This window comes from Dyella japonica, assembly GCF_040545895.1.
Taxonomy (GTDB): Bacteria; Pseudomonadota; Gammaproteobacteria; order Xanthomonadales; family Rhodanobacteraceae; genus Dyella; species Dyella japonica_D.
Window position 1 is genome coordinate 1,393,547 of the sequence record NZ_JBEPMU010000001.1, and the last position, 17,537, is coordinate 1,411,083.

Annotated in this window: 16 protein-coding genes and 1 riboswitch; of the genes, 13 read left to right on the forward strand and 3 right to left on the reverse strand. The window is 65.6% G+C overall.

Annotated features, from left to right (window positions below; translation table 11 throughout):
• Positions 1–38 precede the first annotated feature (38 nt).
• On the reverse strand, positions 39–917 hold the full coding sequence (locus tag ABIC75_RS06175; protein WP_354012956.1) for a pseudouridine synthase: 879 nt from the start codon (positions 915–917) through the stop codon (positions 39–41).
• Positions 918–1,129: 212 nt separating this feature from the next.
• Between ABIC75_RS06175 and ABIC75_RS06180 the strand changes: the two genes are divergently transcribed.
• Entirely contained in the window at positions 1,130–3,154 is a 2,025-nt protein-coding gene (locus tag ABIC75_RS06180; RefSeq protein ID WP_354012957.1) for a S1 family peptidase, read from the forward strand.
• A 57-nt stretch (positions 3,155–3,211) separates the two neighbouring features.
• Here the strand turns inward: ABIC75_RS06180 and ABIC75_RS06185 are convergent, their stop codons facing one another.
• Positions 3,212–4,480: a multidrug effflux MFS transporter gene (locus ABIC75_RS06185; RefSeq protein WP_354012958.1), complete on the reverse strand. Its 1,269-nt coding sequence runs from the start codon at positions 4,478–4,480 to the stop codon at positions 3,212–3,214.
• Between the two features lie 91 nt (positions 4,481–4,571).
• A riboswitch (Fluoride riboswitch) is annotated at positions 4,572–4,651 on the forward strand.
• A gap of 80 nt (positions 4,652–4,731) precedes the next feature.
• Here ABIC75_RS06185 and crcB point away from each other — a divergent pair.
• The 12 genes from crcB (at position 4,732) to ABIC75_RS06245 (ending at position 16,680) form a co-directional block, all read left to right on the forward strand.
• Positions 4,732–5,115 carry a fluoride efflux transporter CrcB gene (gene crcB, locus ABIC75_RS06190; RefSeq protein WP_354012959.1) on the forward strand — a complete coding sequence of 128 codons (384 nt, stop codon included), beginning with the start codon at positions 4,732–4,734 and terminating at the stop codon, positions 5,113–5,115.
• Positions 5,116–5,123: 8 nt separating this feature from the next.
• Positions 5,124–5,468, forward strand: coding sequence for a DUF190 domain-containing protein (locus ABIC75_RS06195; protein ID WP_354012960.1), 345 nt, complete (start codon positions 5,124–5,126; stop codon positions 5,466–5,468).
• Positions 5,469–5,518: 50 nt separating this feature from the next.
• On the forward strand, positions 5,519–6,637 hold the full coding sequence (cfa, locus tag ABIC75_RS06200) for a cyclopropane fatty acyl phospholipid synthase (RefSeq protein WP_354012961.1): 1,119 nt from the start codon (positions 5,519–5,521) through the stop codon (positions 6,635–6,637).
• 105 nt (positions 6,638–6,742) lie between these two features.
• Complete coding sequence (locus ABIC75_RS06205; protein WP_354012962.1) at positions 6,743–7,618, forward strand: TraB/GumN family protein; 876 nt, start codon at positions 6,743–6,745, stop codon at positions 7,616–7,618.
• A gap of 170 nt (positions 7,619–7,788) precedes the next feature.
• Positions 7,789–10,026, forward strand: coding sequence for a DNA topoisomerase IV subunit A (gene parC / locus ABIC75_RS06210; protein WP_354012963.1), 2,238 nt, complete (start codon positions 7,789–7,791; stop codon positions 10,024–10,026).
• Positions 10,027–10,193: 167 nt separating this feature from the next.
• A complete protein-coding gene (locus tag ABIC75_RS06215) occupies positions 10,194–11,588 on the forward strand; it encodes a M16 family metallopeptidase (protein WP_354012964.1) in 1,395 nt (464 codons plus the stop codon).
• A 13-nt stretch (positions 11,589–11,601) separates the two neighbouring features.
• Entirely contained in the window at positions 11,602–13,017 is a 1,416-nt protein-coding gene (locus tag ABIC75_RS06220) for a M16 family metallopeptidase (RefSeq protein ID WP_354012965.1), read from the forward strand.
• Between the two features lie 109 nt (positions 13,018–13,126).
• Positions 13,127–13,645 (forward strand): hypothetical protein, encoded by a 519-nt coding sequence (locus tag ABIC75_RS06225; protein ID WP_354012966.1) that lies wholly within the window; start codon positions 13,127–13,129, stop codon positions 13,643–13,645.
• Positions 13,646–13,822: 177 nt separating this feature from the next.
• Positions 13,823–14,662 carry an alpha/beta hydrolase gene (locus ABIC75_RS06230; protein WP_354012967.1) on the forward strand — a complete coding sequence of 280 codons (840 nt, stop codon included), beginning with the start codon at positions 13,823–13,825 and terminating at the stop codon, positions 14,660–14,662.
• Between the two features lie 9 nt (positions 14,663–14,671).
• Positions 14,672–15,034: an EamA family transporter gene (locus ABIC75_RS06235; protein ID WP_354012968.1), complete on the forward strand. Its 363-nt coding sequence runs from the start codon at positions 14,672–14,674 to the stop codon at positions 15,032–15,034.
• Positions 15,035–15,047: 13 nt separating this feature from the next.
• Positions 15,048–15,479, forward strand: a complete 432-nt coding sequence (locus ABIC75_RS06240) for a DMT family transporter (RefSeq protein WP_354013079.1) — start codon at positions 15,048–15,050, stop codon at positions 15,477–15,479.
• A gap of 1 nt (position 15,480) precedes the next feature.
• Complete coding sequence (locus ABIC75_RS06245) at positions 15,481–16,680, forward strand: DegT/DnrJ/EryC1/StrS family aminotransferase (RefSeq protein WP_354012969.1); 1,200 nt, start codon at positions 15,481–15,483, stop codon at positions 16,678–16,680.
• Positions 16,681–16,689: 9 nt separating this feature from the next.
• Here ABIC75_RS06245 and ABIC75_RS06250 read toward each other — a convergent pair whose 3' ends face one another.
• Positions 16,690–17,505 (reverse strand): CPBP family intramembrane glutamic endopeptidase, encoded by an 816-nt coding sequence (locus ABIC75_RS06250; protein WP_354012970.1) that lies wholly within the window; start codon positions 17,503–17,505, stop codon positions 16,690–16,692.
• Positions 17,506–17,537 lie beyond the last annotated feature (32 nt).

Consider the following 17,537-nt stretch of genomic DNA (forward strand, 5'->3'; position numbering starts at 1 on the left):
CTGCCTATGTTACCAACCGCGAAGCCCGGTCCCGCGCCCTACTCGGGCGACAGCAAGGCCAGCTCGCTGACGAACTCCCGCGGCTGCCCGCTCAGCGGATCGAGAAAGGCCAGTCGCCGCGCCAGCAGTTGCAGCGGTCGCGCGTGGTCGTCGGGCTGTGGCTCGGGCAGCTCGGGATAGAACGGATCGTGCAGGATCGGCGCACCCAGCGCCGCCATGTGCACGCGCAGCTGGTGTTTCTTCCCGGTGATTGGCTCCAAGGCGTAGCGCCAATGCGCCGGATGGCGTTCCAGCACGTCGATGCGCGTCTCGCTATTCGGTTCGCCTGCCACTTCGTGCATGCGGAAGAACGGTTCGCCCGTCGCGATGCGCGAGCGCCTCGTCAGCGGAAACGGCAGGCCCGGCAACGGCGGCGCCCATGCTTCATAGCCTTTGCTGATGCGCCGCTCGCGGAACAGCGCCTGGTACGCCGCGCGACTTGCGGGGTCGGCGGAAAACATCACCAACCCGGCGGTATGACGATCGATGCGATGCAAGGGAACGAGATCGGCATTGCCGAGCGCACGCGTCAGTCGCGCCAGCACGGTTTCTTCGACGAAACCGCCCGCCGGCGTCACCGGAAGAAAGTGCGGCTTGTCGACGACCACCAGGTGCGCATCCACGTGCAGCAGGGTTTCCCGGAACGGAATGGGAGCCTCCTGCGCCACCTCGCGGAAATAGCGCACACACAGGCCCACCCGGTAAGGCGTATCGGCACGCAACGGCTGCCCTGTCTCGTCGAGCACGCGGCCACGTGCGAAGCGGTCTTCCCAGGCGGCCCTGTCGATGCGGGGAAACAGCGCACACAGTCCGTCCAGCACCGTGGCCCATGATCCCTGGGGCAAGTGCACCGTACTGGCGGCGGAAGGAACAGACATCGGGGGACTCCACGGCAACCGACGCAGCTTAACCCTGGGCCGTCATTTCTGCGGCGGAAATCACGCCAGCGGAACGCCGCCGCAGGTCATCGATATGACTTACGAGGTACACCATTCCAACCGGCAAGCCGTTGGATAAACTCATCGAAGAACGGGTTCCGCACCCGGGGATGGCGCCACCACAGCGCGCCGACAATGAGACGAGGCAGCACATGGACAAGCCGGCAACCCGTGCTCGGCAAGCGCTTACTTCCCCACCCCGCCAGGCATGGCGCCGCGTCGCGTGGCTGGCTGGACTGGCATGGATGGTGTTGCCATCGGTGCAAGCGGCAACGATGGATCCGGCCATGCTTCCGCAGGTGCAGGGCGCCACCTTCGAGGTGGTGATTCCCAAGCCAGTGAAAGACCCGTTGAGCTACGAGAAGCCGCTGCCGTTCGACCAGCTTCCCTACCAGCAACGCACGGACAAGTACTACTCGGTCGGCACCGCGTTCGCCATTGGCGACAACCGCTACGTCACGGCTGGCCACGTGCTATCGCTCGGCATCGACAGCCTGATGGGCGAACCGGCACTGCGCGACGCCAGCGGCCACGTGTATGCCATCGACAAGGTCACGCGCTATTCGCTGCATGAGGACTTCGTCGAGTTCACCCTGAAGGATGCGCCCAAGGTGACGCCGCTGGCGGTGAACACGCAGCCGGCGATGAATGAAGTGGTCTACGCAGTGGGCAATGCGCTGGGCACGGGCATCGTGATCCGCGACGGCCTCTACACCTCGCAAACGCCGGAGGAACAGGACGGCCGCTGGAAATGGCTGCGCTTCTCCGCTGCCGCTTCGCCCGGCAACAGCGGCGGCCCGCTGCTGGACAAGGACGGCAAGGTGGTCGGCGTGGTGGTGATGAAGTCGCCCGACGAGAACCTCAATTACGCGCTGCCGATCGACCTGGTGCTCAACGCGCCGGCCAACCTCGGCTCGATCGACACGCGCGAGAGCTACCAGCTCGACGTGATCGAGGACAAGCACACCGGCCCGTTCAAGGCGCAGTTCCCGCTGCCCAAGAGCTTTGCCGACTTCAGCAGCACCTACCAGAAACTGCACAACGCCGACGTCGACCAGAAACTGCACGACCTGCTCGCCGAGAATGCGGCCACGATGTTCCCCAACGGCCAGGGCGCCAGCCGGCTGCTGCACGTCAATTCCGATCTCAGCGCCTTCCCCACGCTGCTCCACCGCAACAGCAACGGCAACTGGGTGAGCGCGAAGGCCAACGAGAACAAGGCCGTGCTTCCCCGCAACGGTTACGTCAGCCGCGCGGCCGTGGGCCAGCAGGTGATGTTCCATCTGCGCAAGCCGGACGACGTCACCAGCAAGCAGCTCTACGGCGACTCGAAGCTGTTCATGGACCTGGTGCTCAAGGGCGCGCCGATGCAGCGCCGCGTGGGCGCCGAAGCAATCAAGATCACCTCGCTGGGCGCGCCGTCGCTGGAGCGCAATTTCACCGACAACTACCAGCGCCGCTGGCAGATCCGCGAATGGCAGATGGCGTACGACAACGGCCTGGTGATCGCCTTCCTGCTGCCGGTGCCCGACGGCTATGCGGCGATGGTGCGCGTGACCAACAACCGCACTGAGCATGAAGACATGGCCGACATGAAGGAGCTGGCCAACTTCGTCGACGTCTCCTACAGCGGCACGCTGGCGCAGTGGAAGGAGTTCCTGGCCAACACCGAGCTGCTGCCCAGCGTGTTGTCCGATATCGCCATCCGCTTCAACTACGGCGACGACTTCAAGTACCAGTCCAAGCGCCTCGGTTTCGCCTATACGCCCTCGCTGCAGAAGATCGACGCGGACAGCCAGCTGGTGCTCGGCATGTCTTACTTCGAGGATCACGGCAAGACGGTGTGGGATGTCTCCAAGGTCGAAGTGAAATCCAACGTCGACAACGCCGAGCACGTGATGGTCAATCGCCACGTGGCGCCGTCGGACGACCTGGACGACAGCTTCCGCAACCACTGGGGCAAGATCGTCAATCGCAGCCATCCGGACGATGGCGTGCCGTACAGCGAAAACGACATGACCTACATCGGCACGGTGAGCGGCACGAAGGCCAGCACGGAGACCAAGCCGGACGTGCTGTACACCGCGTTCTACGGCGTGGACGGTCCGCGTCCGGAAGATGCCATGAAGGGCAAGCTCAACCTGTTGCTGGAGAAGCTGCAGGTCAACGAGCACTGAGCATGACGGTGCGGGGCCGCCGTGCCCCGCACCTCTCAACACATCGGGCGCAACGCCTCAGCGCGGCTCGGTGATTTCCGTCTGCAGTTCCACGTCCACTTCGGCCGCGCTGGTGTGCGGTACGCGAGGCTGGCTGGTCAGGCGGCGGTACCAGCGCCATGCGAACCAGCCGGTCAAGGTCAGCGCACTGGCGCCGAGCGCCAGGTACACCATGTGGCCCGACAGCAGCGGCGACAGCACGCCCGCCACCAAGGCGCACATCAGCAGGCTGCCGAATGCCTGCACCGACGAAGCGCCGCCGCGCCGCTGCGGAAAACGGTCCAGCAGCAACAGCGTGAGCGTGGGAAACGCCAACTGCACGCCAATGCCGTGCAGCACCAGCGGCAGCATCGACCAAGGCAGCACGGGCTCGCTCGTGACCAGCGCGATCGCCAGATGCAGCGCACACGCCAGCAGCATGGAGCCGTAGCCGAGGTTGACCGTATAGGCCGCGCTGCGGCGATGGGCGAGTCGACCCGACATCCACGCACCGGCCATCAGGCCCGCCACCGTCGGCAGGAACAGCCACGGAAAACCCTGCGCGGACAGATGCAGCAGGTCGCGGATGATGTGCGGCGCCGAGGAGATGTACAGGAACAGCCCGGCGAAATTCACTGAGCAGGAAATCAGCAGCGGCCAGAACGGGCGATCCTTGCCGAAGTTCACGTAGCCGCGCACCAGCGTGCCCGCGCGAAACGGCGTGCGCGCGGCGACCGGATGGGTTTCGTCCAGGAACAGCACCAAGGCCAGCGACAGCATCAGCGTGAAGCCCATCAGCACCCAGAAGATGCCGTGCCAGCCGTTGAGGAACAGCAGCTGCGCGCCCACGATGGGCGCGATCACCGGCGCAATGCTGAAGATCATCATCACGCGCGACATCATCTGCTGCGCCGCCGGCCCCTCCAGGCTGTCGCGCACGATGGCGCGGCCAACTACCAGGCCCGCACCGGCGCACACGCCCTGCAGCGCGCGGCAGGTCAGCAGCATGACGTACGAGGTGGAAAGCGCTGCACCTGCCGAGGCCAGCGCATACACCAGCATGCCGGTGACGATCACCGGCTTGCGGCCGATGGCATCGGAAATGGCGCCGTGGAACAGGCTCATCACCGCATAGGTGATCAGGTACATGCTGATCATCTGCTGCAGGCCGGTGCTGTCCACGCCGAAGCGTCCGCCGATCAGCGGAAAGGCCGGGAACACGGCGTCGATCGAGAACGGACCGATCATCGACAGGCCCGCCAACAGAAACGGCAGGCTGCGCCGGACGGGGCGCGACGTGGAGGTCATGGGCATGGCACAGCGGGCGAGGATGGCCGAGTATACCGGCGCCTTCCGCGCGGCTGATCCATGACGTTCGAGGGATCATCGGCTAGGATGCGTGGCACCAGGAGATGGCATGCCTCCTGCCGCGGCGGCGCCGTGGCGAACCACCCTCGGGTTGATGATGCCTGCACCGCCGGACATGCCGGGGCGCAGGCGCGTGCCTGTTTCCGGGAAGTCCTTCCGATCGAAGTTCTTCTGCAAGAGGAGGCCGCAACGTGGGCTTTACCGGATTTCTCGCCGTTGGCGTGGGAGGCGTGCTGGGTTGCTGGCTGCGCTGGATGCTGGGCGTGCTGCTCAACCCGCTGTTCCCCACCGTGCCGCTGGGCACACTCGCCGCCAACCTGGTCGGCGGCCTGCTGATGGGCGTGGTGTTGGGCGTGTTCGACCACTTCCAGACCCTGCCGCCGGAGCTGCGCCTGTTCGTCGCCACCGGTTTCCTCGGTGGGCTGACCACCTTTTCCACCTTCTCGGCCGAATCGACCACGCTGCTGCTGCGCGAGCAGTACCTGTGGTTTGGCGGCCACCTGGCCCTGCACCTGGTCGGCTCCATCGCGCTGACCATTTCCGGCATCGCTCTCACCCGCGCCGTGTTGCGATAGGAGGCCCCATGGAAACCACGCACCAAGGCGTCCAGCTCAGCTTCTACACGCACACCCGCGCATGCCACGACGGCAAACTGGTCTACGAATGGTTGCTCGAGCATGCGCGCAGCCACGGCATTGGCGGCGGCTCGGTGTTTCGCGCCATCTGCGGCTTCGGGCGGCACGGCGTGCTGCGCGAGGAACAGTTCTTCGAACTGGCCGACGATCTCGCCGTGAAGGTGGAGTTCCTGCTGAGCGAGCCGCAGGCGCAGGCGCTGCTGCAGACGGTGCGCGAAAGCGGCGTCGACGCAGTCTTTGCAATTGCTCCCGCAAGCTTTGGGATACTAGGCAAGGCGCCGAAGTCCAGCTGAGCGAACGGCGCCGTCCTGCCCTTCTCGTCACCATGGCATACGAGGACCGCATGAGTCAGGATTCTTTGAAGTCACGCGCCGCCACGCTGCTCGAACACGCTGGCATTCTTCTCGATGGATCGCGCCCCACCGACATGCGGGTGCATGACGAACGACTCTACGCACGCGTCTTCGCGCACGGCTCGCTGGGCCTGGGCGAAAGCTACATGGACGGCTGGTGGGACAGCGAAGACCTGCCCGGCCTGTTCACCCGCGTGCTCGGCGCGCAGCTCGATAATGAGCTGAAAACGCTGGACACGCTGCTCGCGCACCTGAAGGCGCGCTTCATCAACCTGCAGCGTGGCGACCATGCCTTCGACATCGGCCGCGTGCACTACGACCTGGGCAACGACTTGTTCCAGGCCATGCTGGGCAAACGGCTGGTGTATTCGTGCGGCTACTGGGCGCAGGCGAACAACCTCGACGATGCGCAGGAAGCCAAGCTCGACCTGATCTGCCGCAAGCTGCGCCTGCAGCCCGGCCAGCGCGTGCTCGACATCGGCTGTGGCTGGGGCGAGGCGCTGAAGTTCGCGGCGGAACGCTACGGCGTGCAGGGCGTGGGTGTCACCGTTTCCAAGGAACAGGCGGCGTATGCACGCGAGCTGTGCAGCGGCCTGCCCATCGACATCCGCCTGCAGGACTATCGCGAACTCAACGAGCCGTTCGACGCCATCTTCTCCATCGGCATGTTCGAACACGTGGGCGCGCTCAACTACCGCACGTATTTCGAAGTCGCCCGCCGCTGCCTGCGCGATGACGGCCTGTTCGTGCTGCACAGCATCGGCAGCAACGGCTCGCCGAGCCGGCCCGACCCGTGGATCGAGAAATACATCTTCCCCAATTCGATGATACCCGCCGCCAGCCAGGTGGCCGAAGCCGTGCAGAACCTGTTCGTGGTGGAGGACTGGCACAACTTCGGCGCCGACTACGACCTCACGCTTTCCGCATGGCGGGCCAACTTCGATGCGGCGTGGCCGCAGCTGTCGGCGAACTACGACGACCGCTTCCGTCGCATGTGGCGGTTCTACCTCTCCGTGTCGGCCGCCGTGTTCCGCAGCCGTCGCGACCAGCTCTGGCAGCTCACGCTCAGCCCCCACGGCGTGCCCGGCGGTTACCGCGTACCGCGTTGAGAATGCTTGCAGCAAGCCAGTTTGCGCACGATAGTGCACCAATCAACGGGCCGGACGGTCATGACCCGCTACGACACGTTGTCCGCTCCTGATTCGGGATACGCCTTGAAACTGTTTCGACGATTCGCGGCCGCGCTGGCCCTCAACCTCTTGCTCGTCGCGGTCGCGGTGGCCCAGCCGGGACTGTGGGTGGCCAAGAACGATCACGCCACGGTCTACCTGTTCGGCACCGTGCATCTGCTGCCCTCGGACACGAACTGGAAATCTCCGGCACTGGACAAGGCACTGGATGAGAGCCAGCGCCTGAGCATCGAGATCGTCGACGACGATGCCGCCTCCATGCAGGGCCTGCTGATGCAGCACGGCGTGGATCTGAGCGAACCGCTGTCCAGCAAGCTCGACGAGAAAGACCGCGGCGAACTGGAAAAGGCCGCCGAAGTGGCGAAACTTCCCGGCGGCATGGCCGCGCTGCAGCCCATGCGTCCGTGGCTGGCCGCGCTGACGCTCACCATGGCGCCGCTGATGCAGGCCGGGCTCGACCCGAACCAAGGCGTGGACAAGCTGCTCAAGGCGCGCATGCAGCAGGCGGGCAAGCCCATCGACGGGCTGGAAACCGCGGAAAAGCAGATCCGCATGCTGGCCGACCTGCCCGAAGCCATGCAGCTGGAATTCCTGCGCCAGTCCTTCAAGGAAGTGGCCGATGGCCCGGCCAAGCTGCGCGAACTGATCGACGCCTGGCGCAACGGCGATACCGCCGCCATCGCCAAGATCGAGGACGAAGACTTGCGCAAGGACAGCCCCATGCTGTATCGGCGCCTGATCGTCGAGCGCAACGAGGCGTGGGCCAAGATCATCGCCGAACGCATGCAGCAGCCCGGCGTGAGCTTTGTCGCCGTGGGCGCGGGACATCTTGCCGGGCCAGACAGCCTGCAGGAGCAGTTGCGCAAGCTGGGCGTGAAAACCACCCGTATCCAGAACTGAGCAGCGCGCGCCGCGCGACGTGTTCGCGTCGCGCAGGCTGAGATGGCCTCGCCCGACAGTCCGCTCCACGCGGGCTGCCCGCACCCGCCCTCTCGCCGCCCGATCCCCCTTTCTGGCACCATCCTCCGGTTAAGCGCGCCGCCTGCGCGCAGCCCAACTGACGCAAACCCATGAATTTGCAAGCCAATTTCGAACAGATTCCGCTCAAGGAGTACGCCGAGCGGGCCTACCTCGACTACTCGATGTACGTGGTGCTGGATCGCGCCCTGCCCTTCGTGGGCGACGGCCTCAAGCCCGTGCAGCGTCGCATCGTCTACGCCATGAGCGAGCTGGGGCTCGCCGCTTCGTCCAAGCCGAAGAAGTCCGCGCGCACCATCGGCGACGTGATCGGCAAGTTCCATCCGCACGGCGACACCTCGTGCTACGAGGCGATGGTGCTGATGGCCCAGCCGTTCTCGTATCGCTATCCGCTGGTGGACGGCCAGGGCAACTTCGGTTCGCCGGACGATCCGAAAAGCTTCGCCGCTATGCGCTACACCGAGTCGCGCCTGAGCCCCATCGCCGAAGCGCTGCTGGGCGAATTGGGCCAGGGCACGGTGGACTGGGTACCCAACTTCGATGGCACGCTGGAAGAACCCAGCTGGCTGCCGGCGCGTGTGCCGCACGTGCTGCTCAATGGCTCCATGGGTATCGCCGTGGGCATGGCCACCGACATCCCGCCGCACAACCTGCGCGAAGTGGTGAGCGCGTGCATCCGTTTGCTGGATGATCCGGACGCCACCGTTGCCGACCTGTGCGAACACATCCAGGGTCCGGACTACCCGACCGAAGCGGAGATCATCACGCCGCGCAACGAACTGCTGGCGATGTACCAGAACGGCACCGGTTCGGTGCGCGCCCGCGCCGTGTACCACATGGACGAGGGCAACATCGTCATCACCGCGCTGCCACACCAGGTGAGCCCGTCCAAGATCCTCGAGCAGATCGCCGCGCAGATGCGCGCGAAGAAACTGCCGATGGTGGAAGACCTGCGCGACGAATCCGATCACGAGAACCCGATTCGCCTCGTCGTGGTGCCGCGCTCGAACCGCATCGATGCGAACGAAGTGATGCAGCACCTGTTCGCCACCACGGACCTGGAAAAGAGCTTCCGCATCAACCTCAACATGATCGGCCTGGATGGCCGCCCGCAGGTGAAGGATCTCAAGCGGATCATCAGCGAGTGGCTGCATTTCCGCACCGACACGGTCACGCGCCGACTCAACCATCGCCTGGCGAAGGTCGAGCGTCGCCTGCACCTGTTGGAAGGCCTGCGCATCGCCTACCTCAACCTGGACGAAGTGATCCGCATCGTCCGCACCGAGGACGAACCCAAGCCCGTGCTGATGGCGCGCTTCGGCCTCAGCGACGAACAGACCGACTACATCCTCGAAACCAAGCTGCGCCAGTTGGCGCGCCTGGAAGAGATGAAGATCAACGCCGAGCGTGACCAGTTGGAAGAAGAGCGCGCGCGCATCAACGTGCTGCTCAAGTCGCCGGCCAAGCTCAAGGGCCTGATCAAGGAAGAACTGCGCGCCGACGCCGCCAAGTTCGGCGACGATCGCCGCTCGCCGCTGGTGCAGCGCAACGCCGCGCAAGCGCTGGACGAGAGCGCACTGGTCGCCAGCGAACCGGTCACCGTGGTGCTCAGCGCCAAGGGTTGGATTCGCGCGGCCAAGGGCCATGATGTCGATGCCGATGGCCTCAACTACCGCGAAGGCGACAGCCTGCTCGCTGCCGTGAAGGCGCGCACCACGCAACAGGTCGCGGTGATCGACTCCACCGGTCGCAGCTACTCCACGCCGGCGCACAGCCTGCCCTCGGCACGCGGCAACGGCGAACCGCTCACCGGACGTTTCAGTCCGCCCTCGGGCGCGAGCTTCGATGCGCTCGCGGCTGGCGACAACGACACGCGCCTGATCCTCGCCACCGACCACGGCTACGGCTTCGTGACCCGCTTCGAAGCGCTCACCGGCCGCAACAAGGCCGGCAAGCAGATCATCACGCTGGGCGACGGCGCCAAGGTGCTGGCGCCGCAGGTCAGCGCCGATCCGGCGCGCGATCGCATCGTGGTAGTCACCACCGAAGGCCATCTGCTGATGTTCTCCGTGGCCGAGTTGCCGGAACTGGACAAGGGCAAGGGCAACAAGCTGATCGACGTGCCCAAGGCCAAGCTCAGCGCGGGCGTGAAGGTGGTCGGCGTCGCCGTCGTCACCGAGGGCAAGGGCGAAGTGACGCTCTATGCCGGCCAGCGCAAGCTCACGCTGAAATGGTCGAACCTGGTCGAATACGGCGGCAGCCGCGCCACCCGCGGCGGCCTGCTGCCGCAGGGCCTGCGCCGCGTGGAGCGGATCGAAACCACGGGCTGACCGTAATTTTTTCGGCCTCGACGGGCGCCCGGCATGCACTGCCGCGGCGCCCGTTTTGTTCTGGAGCCAGGTCGATGCGAGCGATCGGATAGGCCAACTCACCTGTTGACGCAAACCCTGGCCACGCCTTATCCAGTGTGCTCCCGCCGTAAGCACAAGGATGGTCCATGCGTACGTCACGTTTGCCGGCGCTGATCGCCGGTCTGCTGTTCGCTGTAACGGCTCATGCTGCGGAAACCGATACCTGGCAGGTGCCGGTGGCAGTGAAGAAACTGGACAACGGCCTCGTCGTGGTCGTTTCGGAAGACCACAGCTCCCCCACCGTCGGCATCAGCACGGTCTACCACGTGGGCATGCGCCTGGAGCCGCAGAATCGCACCGGCTTCGCGCACCTGTTCGAACACCTGATGTTCGAAGGCACGCCCAATGCACCCAAGGGCACGTTCGATCGCGTGATCCAGGGCGGCGGCGGCATCTTCAACGGTTCCACGCGCGCCGACTACACCAACTACATCGCATCGGCGCCCATCTCGGCCCTCGAACCACTGCTGTGGATCGAGGCCGACCGCATGAAGACGCTGGACTTCAGCGAGAAGAATCTCGACAACCAACGCAACGTGGTGAAGGAAGAAATCCGCGTCAACGTGAAAAACCAGCCTTACGGCCTGTTCTTCTGGACCGACCTTGATGCGTTGGCCTTCGACAAATGGGCCAACAAGCACGACGGCTACGGCTCGTTCGAAGATCTCGACCACGCCAGCATCGCCGACGTAAAGGCTTTCCACGACACCTTCTACCAGCCGGCCAATGCGGTGCTCGGCATCTCCGGCGACGTCACGCCGGAGCAGGCTTTCGCGCTCGCGCAAAAATACTTCGGCGCCATTCCCGCCCGCCCGCTGCCCACGCGCACCGATGTTGCCGAGCCGCTCAATACCAAGGGACGTCACCTCGAACAAACCGATGCACTGGCCAAGGCACCGGCCATCGCCGTGGGCTGGAAAGCGCCCGAGCGCGGCAGCAAAGACCAGATGCCCATGCTGGTGCTTGCGCAGCTGCTGGTGGGCGACGACGCATCGCGCCTGTACCAGGGCCTGGTGAAGGGGCGCGAACAGGTGCTGCAGATCCAGGGCGGCGTGAACTTCGCGCTGGGCAGCGGCACCGACTATGCCGGTCCCACTTTGTTCGGCTTGTTCGCCATCTACAAACCCAATGCGCAACCCGACCAGGTGCTCGGCGCCATCAACGACGAGATCGCGAAGATCGCCCGCGACGGCGTCGACGATGCCACGCTCGCCCGCGTGAAAACCAAGATGCTGTCGGACTGGTACGGCGGCATGGAGGATTTCCTCTCGCGCGCCGACACGCTCGCCAAGCTGCAGACGCTGTGGGGCGATGCTGCCGTGGTCAATCAGGTTCCCGGTTGGATCAATCAGGTGAGCGCGGATGATGTGCGTCGCGTAGCGCAGACCTACCTCACCGACGCGAACCGCAGCGTGATCATTCGCCGCCCCGTGGTGGCCCGCAGCAAGGACGCCGGTGCCAAGCCGGCCGGCAAGCATTGAGGAGAGCCCGGTCATGACCAAGATTTCCCTGAAAGCATCCCTGCTCGCCGCCACGCTCGGCCTTGTCGCCACCGCGCATGCCGTCGAAGCGCCCATGCCCAAGGACTTGCCGCCCTACGGTGCCGAGCGCCCGCTGCCGGTGCCGCAGATCACGCAGCGCACGCTGCCCAATGGCCTCACGGTGTGGGTGATCCCACGCAACGGCCTGCCCAAGGTGAATGTGCAGCTGGCCGTGCTGGGCGGCACGTCGTACGACGACGCCCAGCATCCCGCGCAGACCGCCTTGATGGCGTCGCTGCTCAATGAGGGCACCGACAAGCTCAGTTCGAAGGAGATCGCCGAGAAGCTGCAGTCCATCGGCGGCGACTACGGCGCAAGCGCCGGCCGCGACTCCATCGGCATCAGCGCCAGCGCGCTGGCCAGCCACGCCGACGAACTGCTCGCCCTGGTGGCCGATACGGCGTTGCATCCCAGTTTTCCGGCCAAGGAAGTGACGCTGCAGAAGGCCAATTCGCTGCAGTCGTTGAAGGTGAACGAGGCCGATCCGGACTGGCAATCGATGCGCGCGTTCGATCATGCGGTGTACGGCGAGCATCCCTACGCGCGCGACCAGCTCACCGAGGCGAGCATCAATGCAGCCACGCCCCAATCGCTGCAAAAGCTGCACGACGAACGCATGCGACCCGAGCGTGCCCTGCTGGTCATCGTGGGCAAGATCAACGCGGACGAGGTGCTCAAGACGGTCGAGCAGCAGTTCGGCGGCTGGAAGGCGCAAGGCCCGGCGCCCGCCAACGTCACGCAGGCGCCCACCGCGGTGGCGGCACAAAAACTGCTGGTGGCCCGTACCGGCGCGGTGCAGACCAACATTCGCTACGGACAGCCCACGGCTCCCATGCGCGATCCGGACTTCATCCCGCTGACCGTGGCCAACACCGTGCTCGGCGGCGGCTTCAGCAGCCGCATCACGCATGACATCCGCGAGGACAAGGGCTACTCGTACAGTCCCTACTCCACGCTGGACGTGCGCCGCAACGGCGGCAACACGCTTGCGGTCGTGGATGTGCGCAACGACGTCACCGGAGCCACGCTGGCCGAACTGTCCAAGCTCTACCAGGGCATGGCCACGGAACCGGCCAGCCCCGAGGAGCTGTTGCGCGCCAAGCGCCTTATTGCCGGCATCTACCTGTTGCGCAACCAGATCCAGTCGGCACTGGCCAACACACTGGCGCGCTACTGGCTTTGCGGCATGCCACCGTCGTTCATGACCTCCTACGTGACCGACACGGGCAAGGTCACGGCCGAGCAGGTACAGGCGATGGGACGGAAGTACTTTGCGCCGGAGAAACAGAGCATCATCCTGGTCGGCGACCCCAAGGCCATCGATCCGCAGTTGAAGTCCATCGGCAGCTTCACGCCGTACCAACCCTGAGCAACCGGCGTGGCGGTGGGAACTCCCATCGCCACGCATCGTCCAAGGGAGACGTGTCCACACCGGCGACGGTGGCGCGTTATAGGCCCCACGTCCCCGGAGTTTTTCCATGAAGATCTTCCGCATCACCGTATTCGCAGCCGCCACCCTGCTGGCGGCCACGGCCTGGGCCCAGAACGCCGAGCAGCCGCTGAACCTCAAGCTCCCTGCCGATCTTCCGGCCAGCAGCGCCAGCGCCGCACCACCGGCTGCTCCGGCAACCACGGTGGCCAACAGCACAGGCCGCCCGGCGCCCGCCGCCAACGCGCAGGCGAATACCCAGGCAGGCGCCCAGAACGGCAGCTACACCAAGGATCCGCCGGGCACCTACTACGGCGACACCAGCGGCGCGATGGGCGACACCCAGGCCGCCGTCGGCGTGGCACCGGCCGTCACCTGCGACGACGCCACCTACAACCAGCCACAGGTCCATGGCGCCGTGAGCACCGGCGTGGTGGCCGGCAATCATTTCAGCGGCAGCTACACGGGCGGCGCCGTCACCCTCAGCCAGGCCTTCGGCAGCTGTGAGCACCCGACGGGCGGTGTGAGCATCTCCGTGGGCGGCACGCAGGGCCATTTCGGACGCTGAGCGGGCAACAGGCACGGGGCGTCGCACTCGAACGCCCTCTTGGCCTGGTGCGGGCCCCAGGGGTCGAAAGTTCTTGGAAAGGGTCCGTCGTCAGACTGACTGCATGGTTTACTGTCATTTTTCCGCGCGGCATACGCCCCGGATTGTCCCGATTGCCCGTAGCTCCGGAGCTCCCAGGTGATTCAAAACGTCGAGTTCCGCTATGAGGGCGGTCGCAGCGGTGTGCTGCTTATCCACGGCCTGACGGGCACGCCCACCGAGATGCGGCTGCTCGGCAAGGGCCTCAATCGCGCGGGCTACACCGTGTACGGCATGCAGCTGGCAGGCCACTGCGGCGACGTCGACGACCTGCTCAAGACCGGCTGGCGCGACTGGTACGCCAGCGTGGAAGCCGCCGCCGAGCAGATGCGCCACGAAGTGGACCACTTGTTCGTGGCCGGCCTGTCGATGGGCGCCGTGCTGGCGCTCAAGCTTGCCGCCGAACGCCCGGAGTGGGTGAAGGGCGTGGGCGTGTATGGCGCCACCTTCCGCTATGACGGCTGGGCCATTCCGTGGGTGGGCAAGTTTTCCTTCCTGCTGCCGTTCCTGCACAAGTTCGGCATCGGCAAGCACCGCATGGTGCATGAGGGCGAACCGTACGGCATTCGCGACGAGCGTCTGCGCGCGCAGATCAGCGGCGCCATGCTGAGCGGCGACAGCGCCGCGGCCGGCCTGCCCGGCAACCCGTGGCCGTCGCTGGCCGAGATGTACAACATGGCCGCCGTGGTGAAACGCGACCTGCCCAAGGTGACGGCGCCCTGCCTGATCGCGCACGCCACCGAGGACGACATTGCCAGCATCGAGAACGCCTATCTCGTGCAGCGCTCGGTATCCGGCCCGGTGGAAACGCTGTGGCTGAAGGACAGCTACCACATGATCACGGTGGACCGGGAACGCCGCGTGCTCACCGACCGCTCGGCGGAATTCTTCCGCCAGATCGCCGCCACCTACGAACCTGCCGCGCGCGCCGCGGCCTGAGGACTCACTGTGAGTCCTCTCGTTGTAGCGTTGTGGCTGCTCAACGTCACGCTCGACACCGTCGGCCAGTTGTCGTTCAAGGCAGCGGCTGGCGATCCGCGGGCGGGCGATGGGCTGGCGCGCTGGAAGTACATGGCGGCGCGCCCGTGGATCTGGATCGGCGTGTTCTCCTACGTCGCCGAATTCCTGGTGTGGATCGCGTTCCTTTCACTGGTCGACCTTTCGGCGGGCGTGCTGCTCGGATCGATCAACATCGTGGTGATCATGATCGCCGGCCGCATCCTGTTCAAAGAAAAGCTGACGCCGCTGCGCGTGGCAGGCATCCTGCTGGTGACCGCAGGCGTGGCCATCGTCGGCTTCGCCGGAGGCTGATATGACGAAGAACATGATCCGCTTCTACGCCATCGGCTTCACCATCCTGGTGTTGTTCGACACGCTGGTGCAGCTGAGTTTCAAGTACGCCGGTGATCACGCCTTCCCGCCCGAAGCGAACTGGGCGTGGATCGTGCGCGTGTTCGGCCATCCGTGGATCTACGTGGCGGTGATCGGCTACGTCGGCAACTTCTTCACCTGGATGACGCTGCTCAAGCATGCGCCGATCGGCCCCGCGTTTGCCGTCACGCATCTCGAAGTGGTGAGCGTGATGCTGTTCTCCGTGTGGCTGTTCCACGAACCGCTCACGGTGGCGCGCATCATCGGCGCCATTGCCATCGTCGCCGGCATCATCTGCCTGGCGTTCGCGGAAAGCAGCGCACATCCGGAAGGCGACCCGCCCACCGAGGCCAAGGGTGCGCTGGGCGTGGCCGCGGGAGAATGACGTGGCCCGCGAGCTGCCGCCGACCGCCGGACTGCCGCTACGACTGAGTGACCTGTGGCCTGGCCGCGCGCCGTTTGCGCAACGCGTCGCCGAATGGCTGGGCGTGGAACACCTGCAGTTGGAATGCTCGGGCACGGCGGCGATGGTGGTGGCCTTGCGTGCGATGCACCGGCTGCGTCCGCAGCGCGATGAAGTGATCGTGCCCGCGTGGACCTGTCCGCTGGTGGCGCTGGCCATCCATCGCGCAGGACTCAAGCCACGGCTGTGCGATCTCGCTCCCAATCATTTCGACATGGACATCGACCAGCTCTGCACGCTGGGCGGTTCGAAAACGCTGGCCATCGTGCCGACGCATCTCGCCGGTCGCGTGGCCGATGTGAATGCTGCATTGGACGTGGGTCATCGCGTGGGTGCCTACGTGCTCGAAGATGCCGCCCAGGCATTGGGCGCGCGGCAGAACGGACAGAGCGTCGGCCTGCTTGGCGACGCGGGTTTCTTCAGCCTCGCCGTGGGCAAGGGGCTAACGCTGTTTGAAGGCGGCCTGCTGCTGACACGCGATGCGGTATTGCGCGATGCGTTCGCCGCCAGCCACGACGCCACCATCCACGCCGACGCGCGGATGGATTGGCAGCGCGCGTTGGAATTGATCGGCTACACCCTCGCCTATCGCCCATCGCTGCTCCCGCTGGCGTATGGACGTCCATTGCGCAAGGCCTTGGCGAACCATGATCCGGTCGCCGCCGTGGGCGACGATTTCGGCCCTGACATTCCCCTGCACACCGTGAGCGAGTGGCGACAAGCCGTGGGCACGCGTGCCCTGCCCCGTCTTCCGGCGTTTCTCGATACAACGCGCGCGCAGGCGCTACGTCGTATCGAGCGACTGAAGCGGATAGCCGGCATCACCGTGTTCGACGACGCGCCAGGCCAACAAGGCGTGTGGCCGTTCCTGCTGCTCACGTTGCCGAGCGAGGCAACACGCGATGCCGCATTGGACACCCTGTGGACCGCCGGCCTGGGCGTGAGCCGCCTGTTCATCCATGCACTGCCCGACTACGGCTATCTGCGCGACATCGTGGACGATGCACCGTTGCCCAATGCACGCAGCTTCGCCGCGCGCGCGCTCACCATCACCAACAGTCCATGGTTGGATGACACCACGTTCGAGTCGATCTGCCTCACGCTGGAACGCGCGGTCGCCTGAAAAGCGCGCTCAGTGCGTGGCGTGCTCCTGGCTTGATGCACGCTTCCCGCCGGACAGGAACAGCAACGCGCCAACGCAGAGGCTCAGGCAGGGCCCGATCAGCGCCATGCCCATGCCCGAGGGAATCGCCACGCCCATCATCACCGCGGCATTGGACGCTGCGTGCATGAACACGCACAGGAGGATGCTGCGCGTGTGGCAATACAGCCAGCCGAACAGCAGCGCGTTGCCCATCACGCCCACCAGGAACAAGGCAAAGCTGGCGTGGTACTGCGCCACGCCCGGCAGGAAGAACAGCGGCAGGTGCCACACCGCCCAGATCGGCCCGATCATCAACGCGGCACGGCTGGCGCCGATGCTGCGGCCCCACTCTTCCTGCGCGATGCCACGCCAACCCAGTTCCTCCAGACCGCCGCCGATGATGGTCATGAGGAAATACAGGGGAAACAGGTACCACGGCCGGAAGCTCACGGCCTCGCCCAGCGCCGGTTTCAATGCCACGGCCACACCGATGGCGATGAAACCCAGCACCGCCGGAAGGCACAGCGCCATCAGATACCACACCGGCTTCACGCGCCATCGCAGCACGCGATGGTTGAACTCGCGCAACGGCGATTCCCCACGCGTGCGCCACACGGCCACGTAGGCGGCGATGGTCGGCCCCAGGCCGCCGAGCACGTACAAGGTCATGAACGACCAACGGCCGTAGCTCGTCAGCTGTGCCTGGACGAGCGCGACCAGCGCGCCCCATGCCATCCAGCTGATGCCGAACGCAGCGGCCAGATAGACAAGCGCGCGACGGCTGGTAGGAAAGTGTTCGGTCATGCCACGGCATCGCCTTGTGCGTCGCCGGAACG

Excerpts from the sequence above, each read along its gene's own strand:
- parC (WP_354012963.1), top strand. The coding sequence starts at position 7,789 with ATGAATTTGCAAGCCAATTTCGAACAGATTCCGCTCAAGGAGTACGCC.
- ABIC75_RS06175 (WP_354012956.1), bottom strand. The coding sequence starts at position 917 with ATGTCTGTTCCTTCCGCCGCCAGTACGGTGCACTTGCCCCAGGGATCA.
- ABIC75_RS06220 (WP_354012965.1), top strand. The coding sequence starts at position 11,602 with ATGACCAAGATTTCCCTGAAAGCATCCCTGCTCGCCGCCACGCTCGGC.
- ABIC75_RS06250 (WP_354012970.1), bottom strand. The coding sequence starts at position 17,505 with ATGACCGAACACTTTCCTACCAGCCGTCGCGCGCTTGTCTATCTGGCC.
- ABIC75_RS06180 (WP_354012957.1), top strand. The coding sequence starts at position 1,130 with ATGGACAAGCCGGCAACCCGTGCTCGGCAAGCGCTTACTTCCCCACCC.
- cfa (WP_354012961.1), top strand. The coding sequence starts at position 5,519 with ATGAGTCAGGATTCTTTGAAGTCACGCGCCGCCACGCTGCTCGAACAC.
- ABIC75_RS06195 (WP_354012960.1), top strand. The coding sequence starts at position 5,124 with ATGGAAACCACGCACCAAGGCGTCCAGCTCAGCTTCTACACGCACACC.
- ABIC75_RS06185 (WP_354012958.1), bottom strand. The coding sequence starts at position 4,480 with ATGACCTCCACGTCGCGCCCCGTCCGGCGCAGCCTGCCGTTTCTGTTG.
- ABIC75_RS06240 (WP_354013079.1), top strand. The coding sequence starts at position 15,048 with ATGATCCGCTTCTACGCCATCGGCTTCACCATCCTGGTGTTGTTCGAC.
- ABIC75_RS06225 (WP_354012966.1), top strand. The coding sequence starts at position 13,127 with ATGAAGATCTTCCGCATCACCGTATTCGCAGCCGCCACCCTGCTGGCG.
- ABIC75_RS06215 (WP_354012964.1), top strand. The coding sequence starts at position 10,194 with ATGCGTACGTCACGTTTGCCGGCGCTGATCGCCGGTCTGCTGTTCGCT.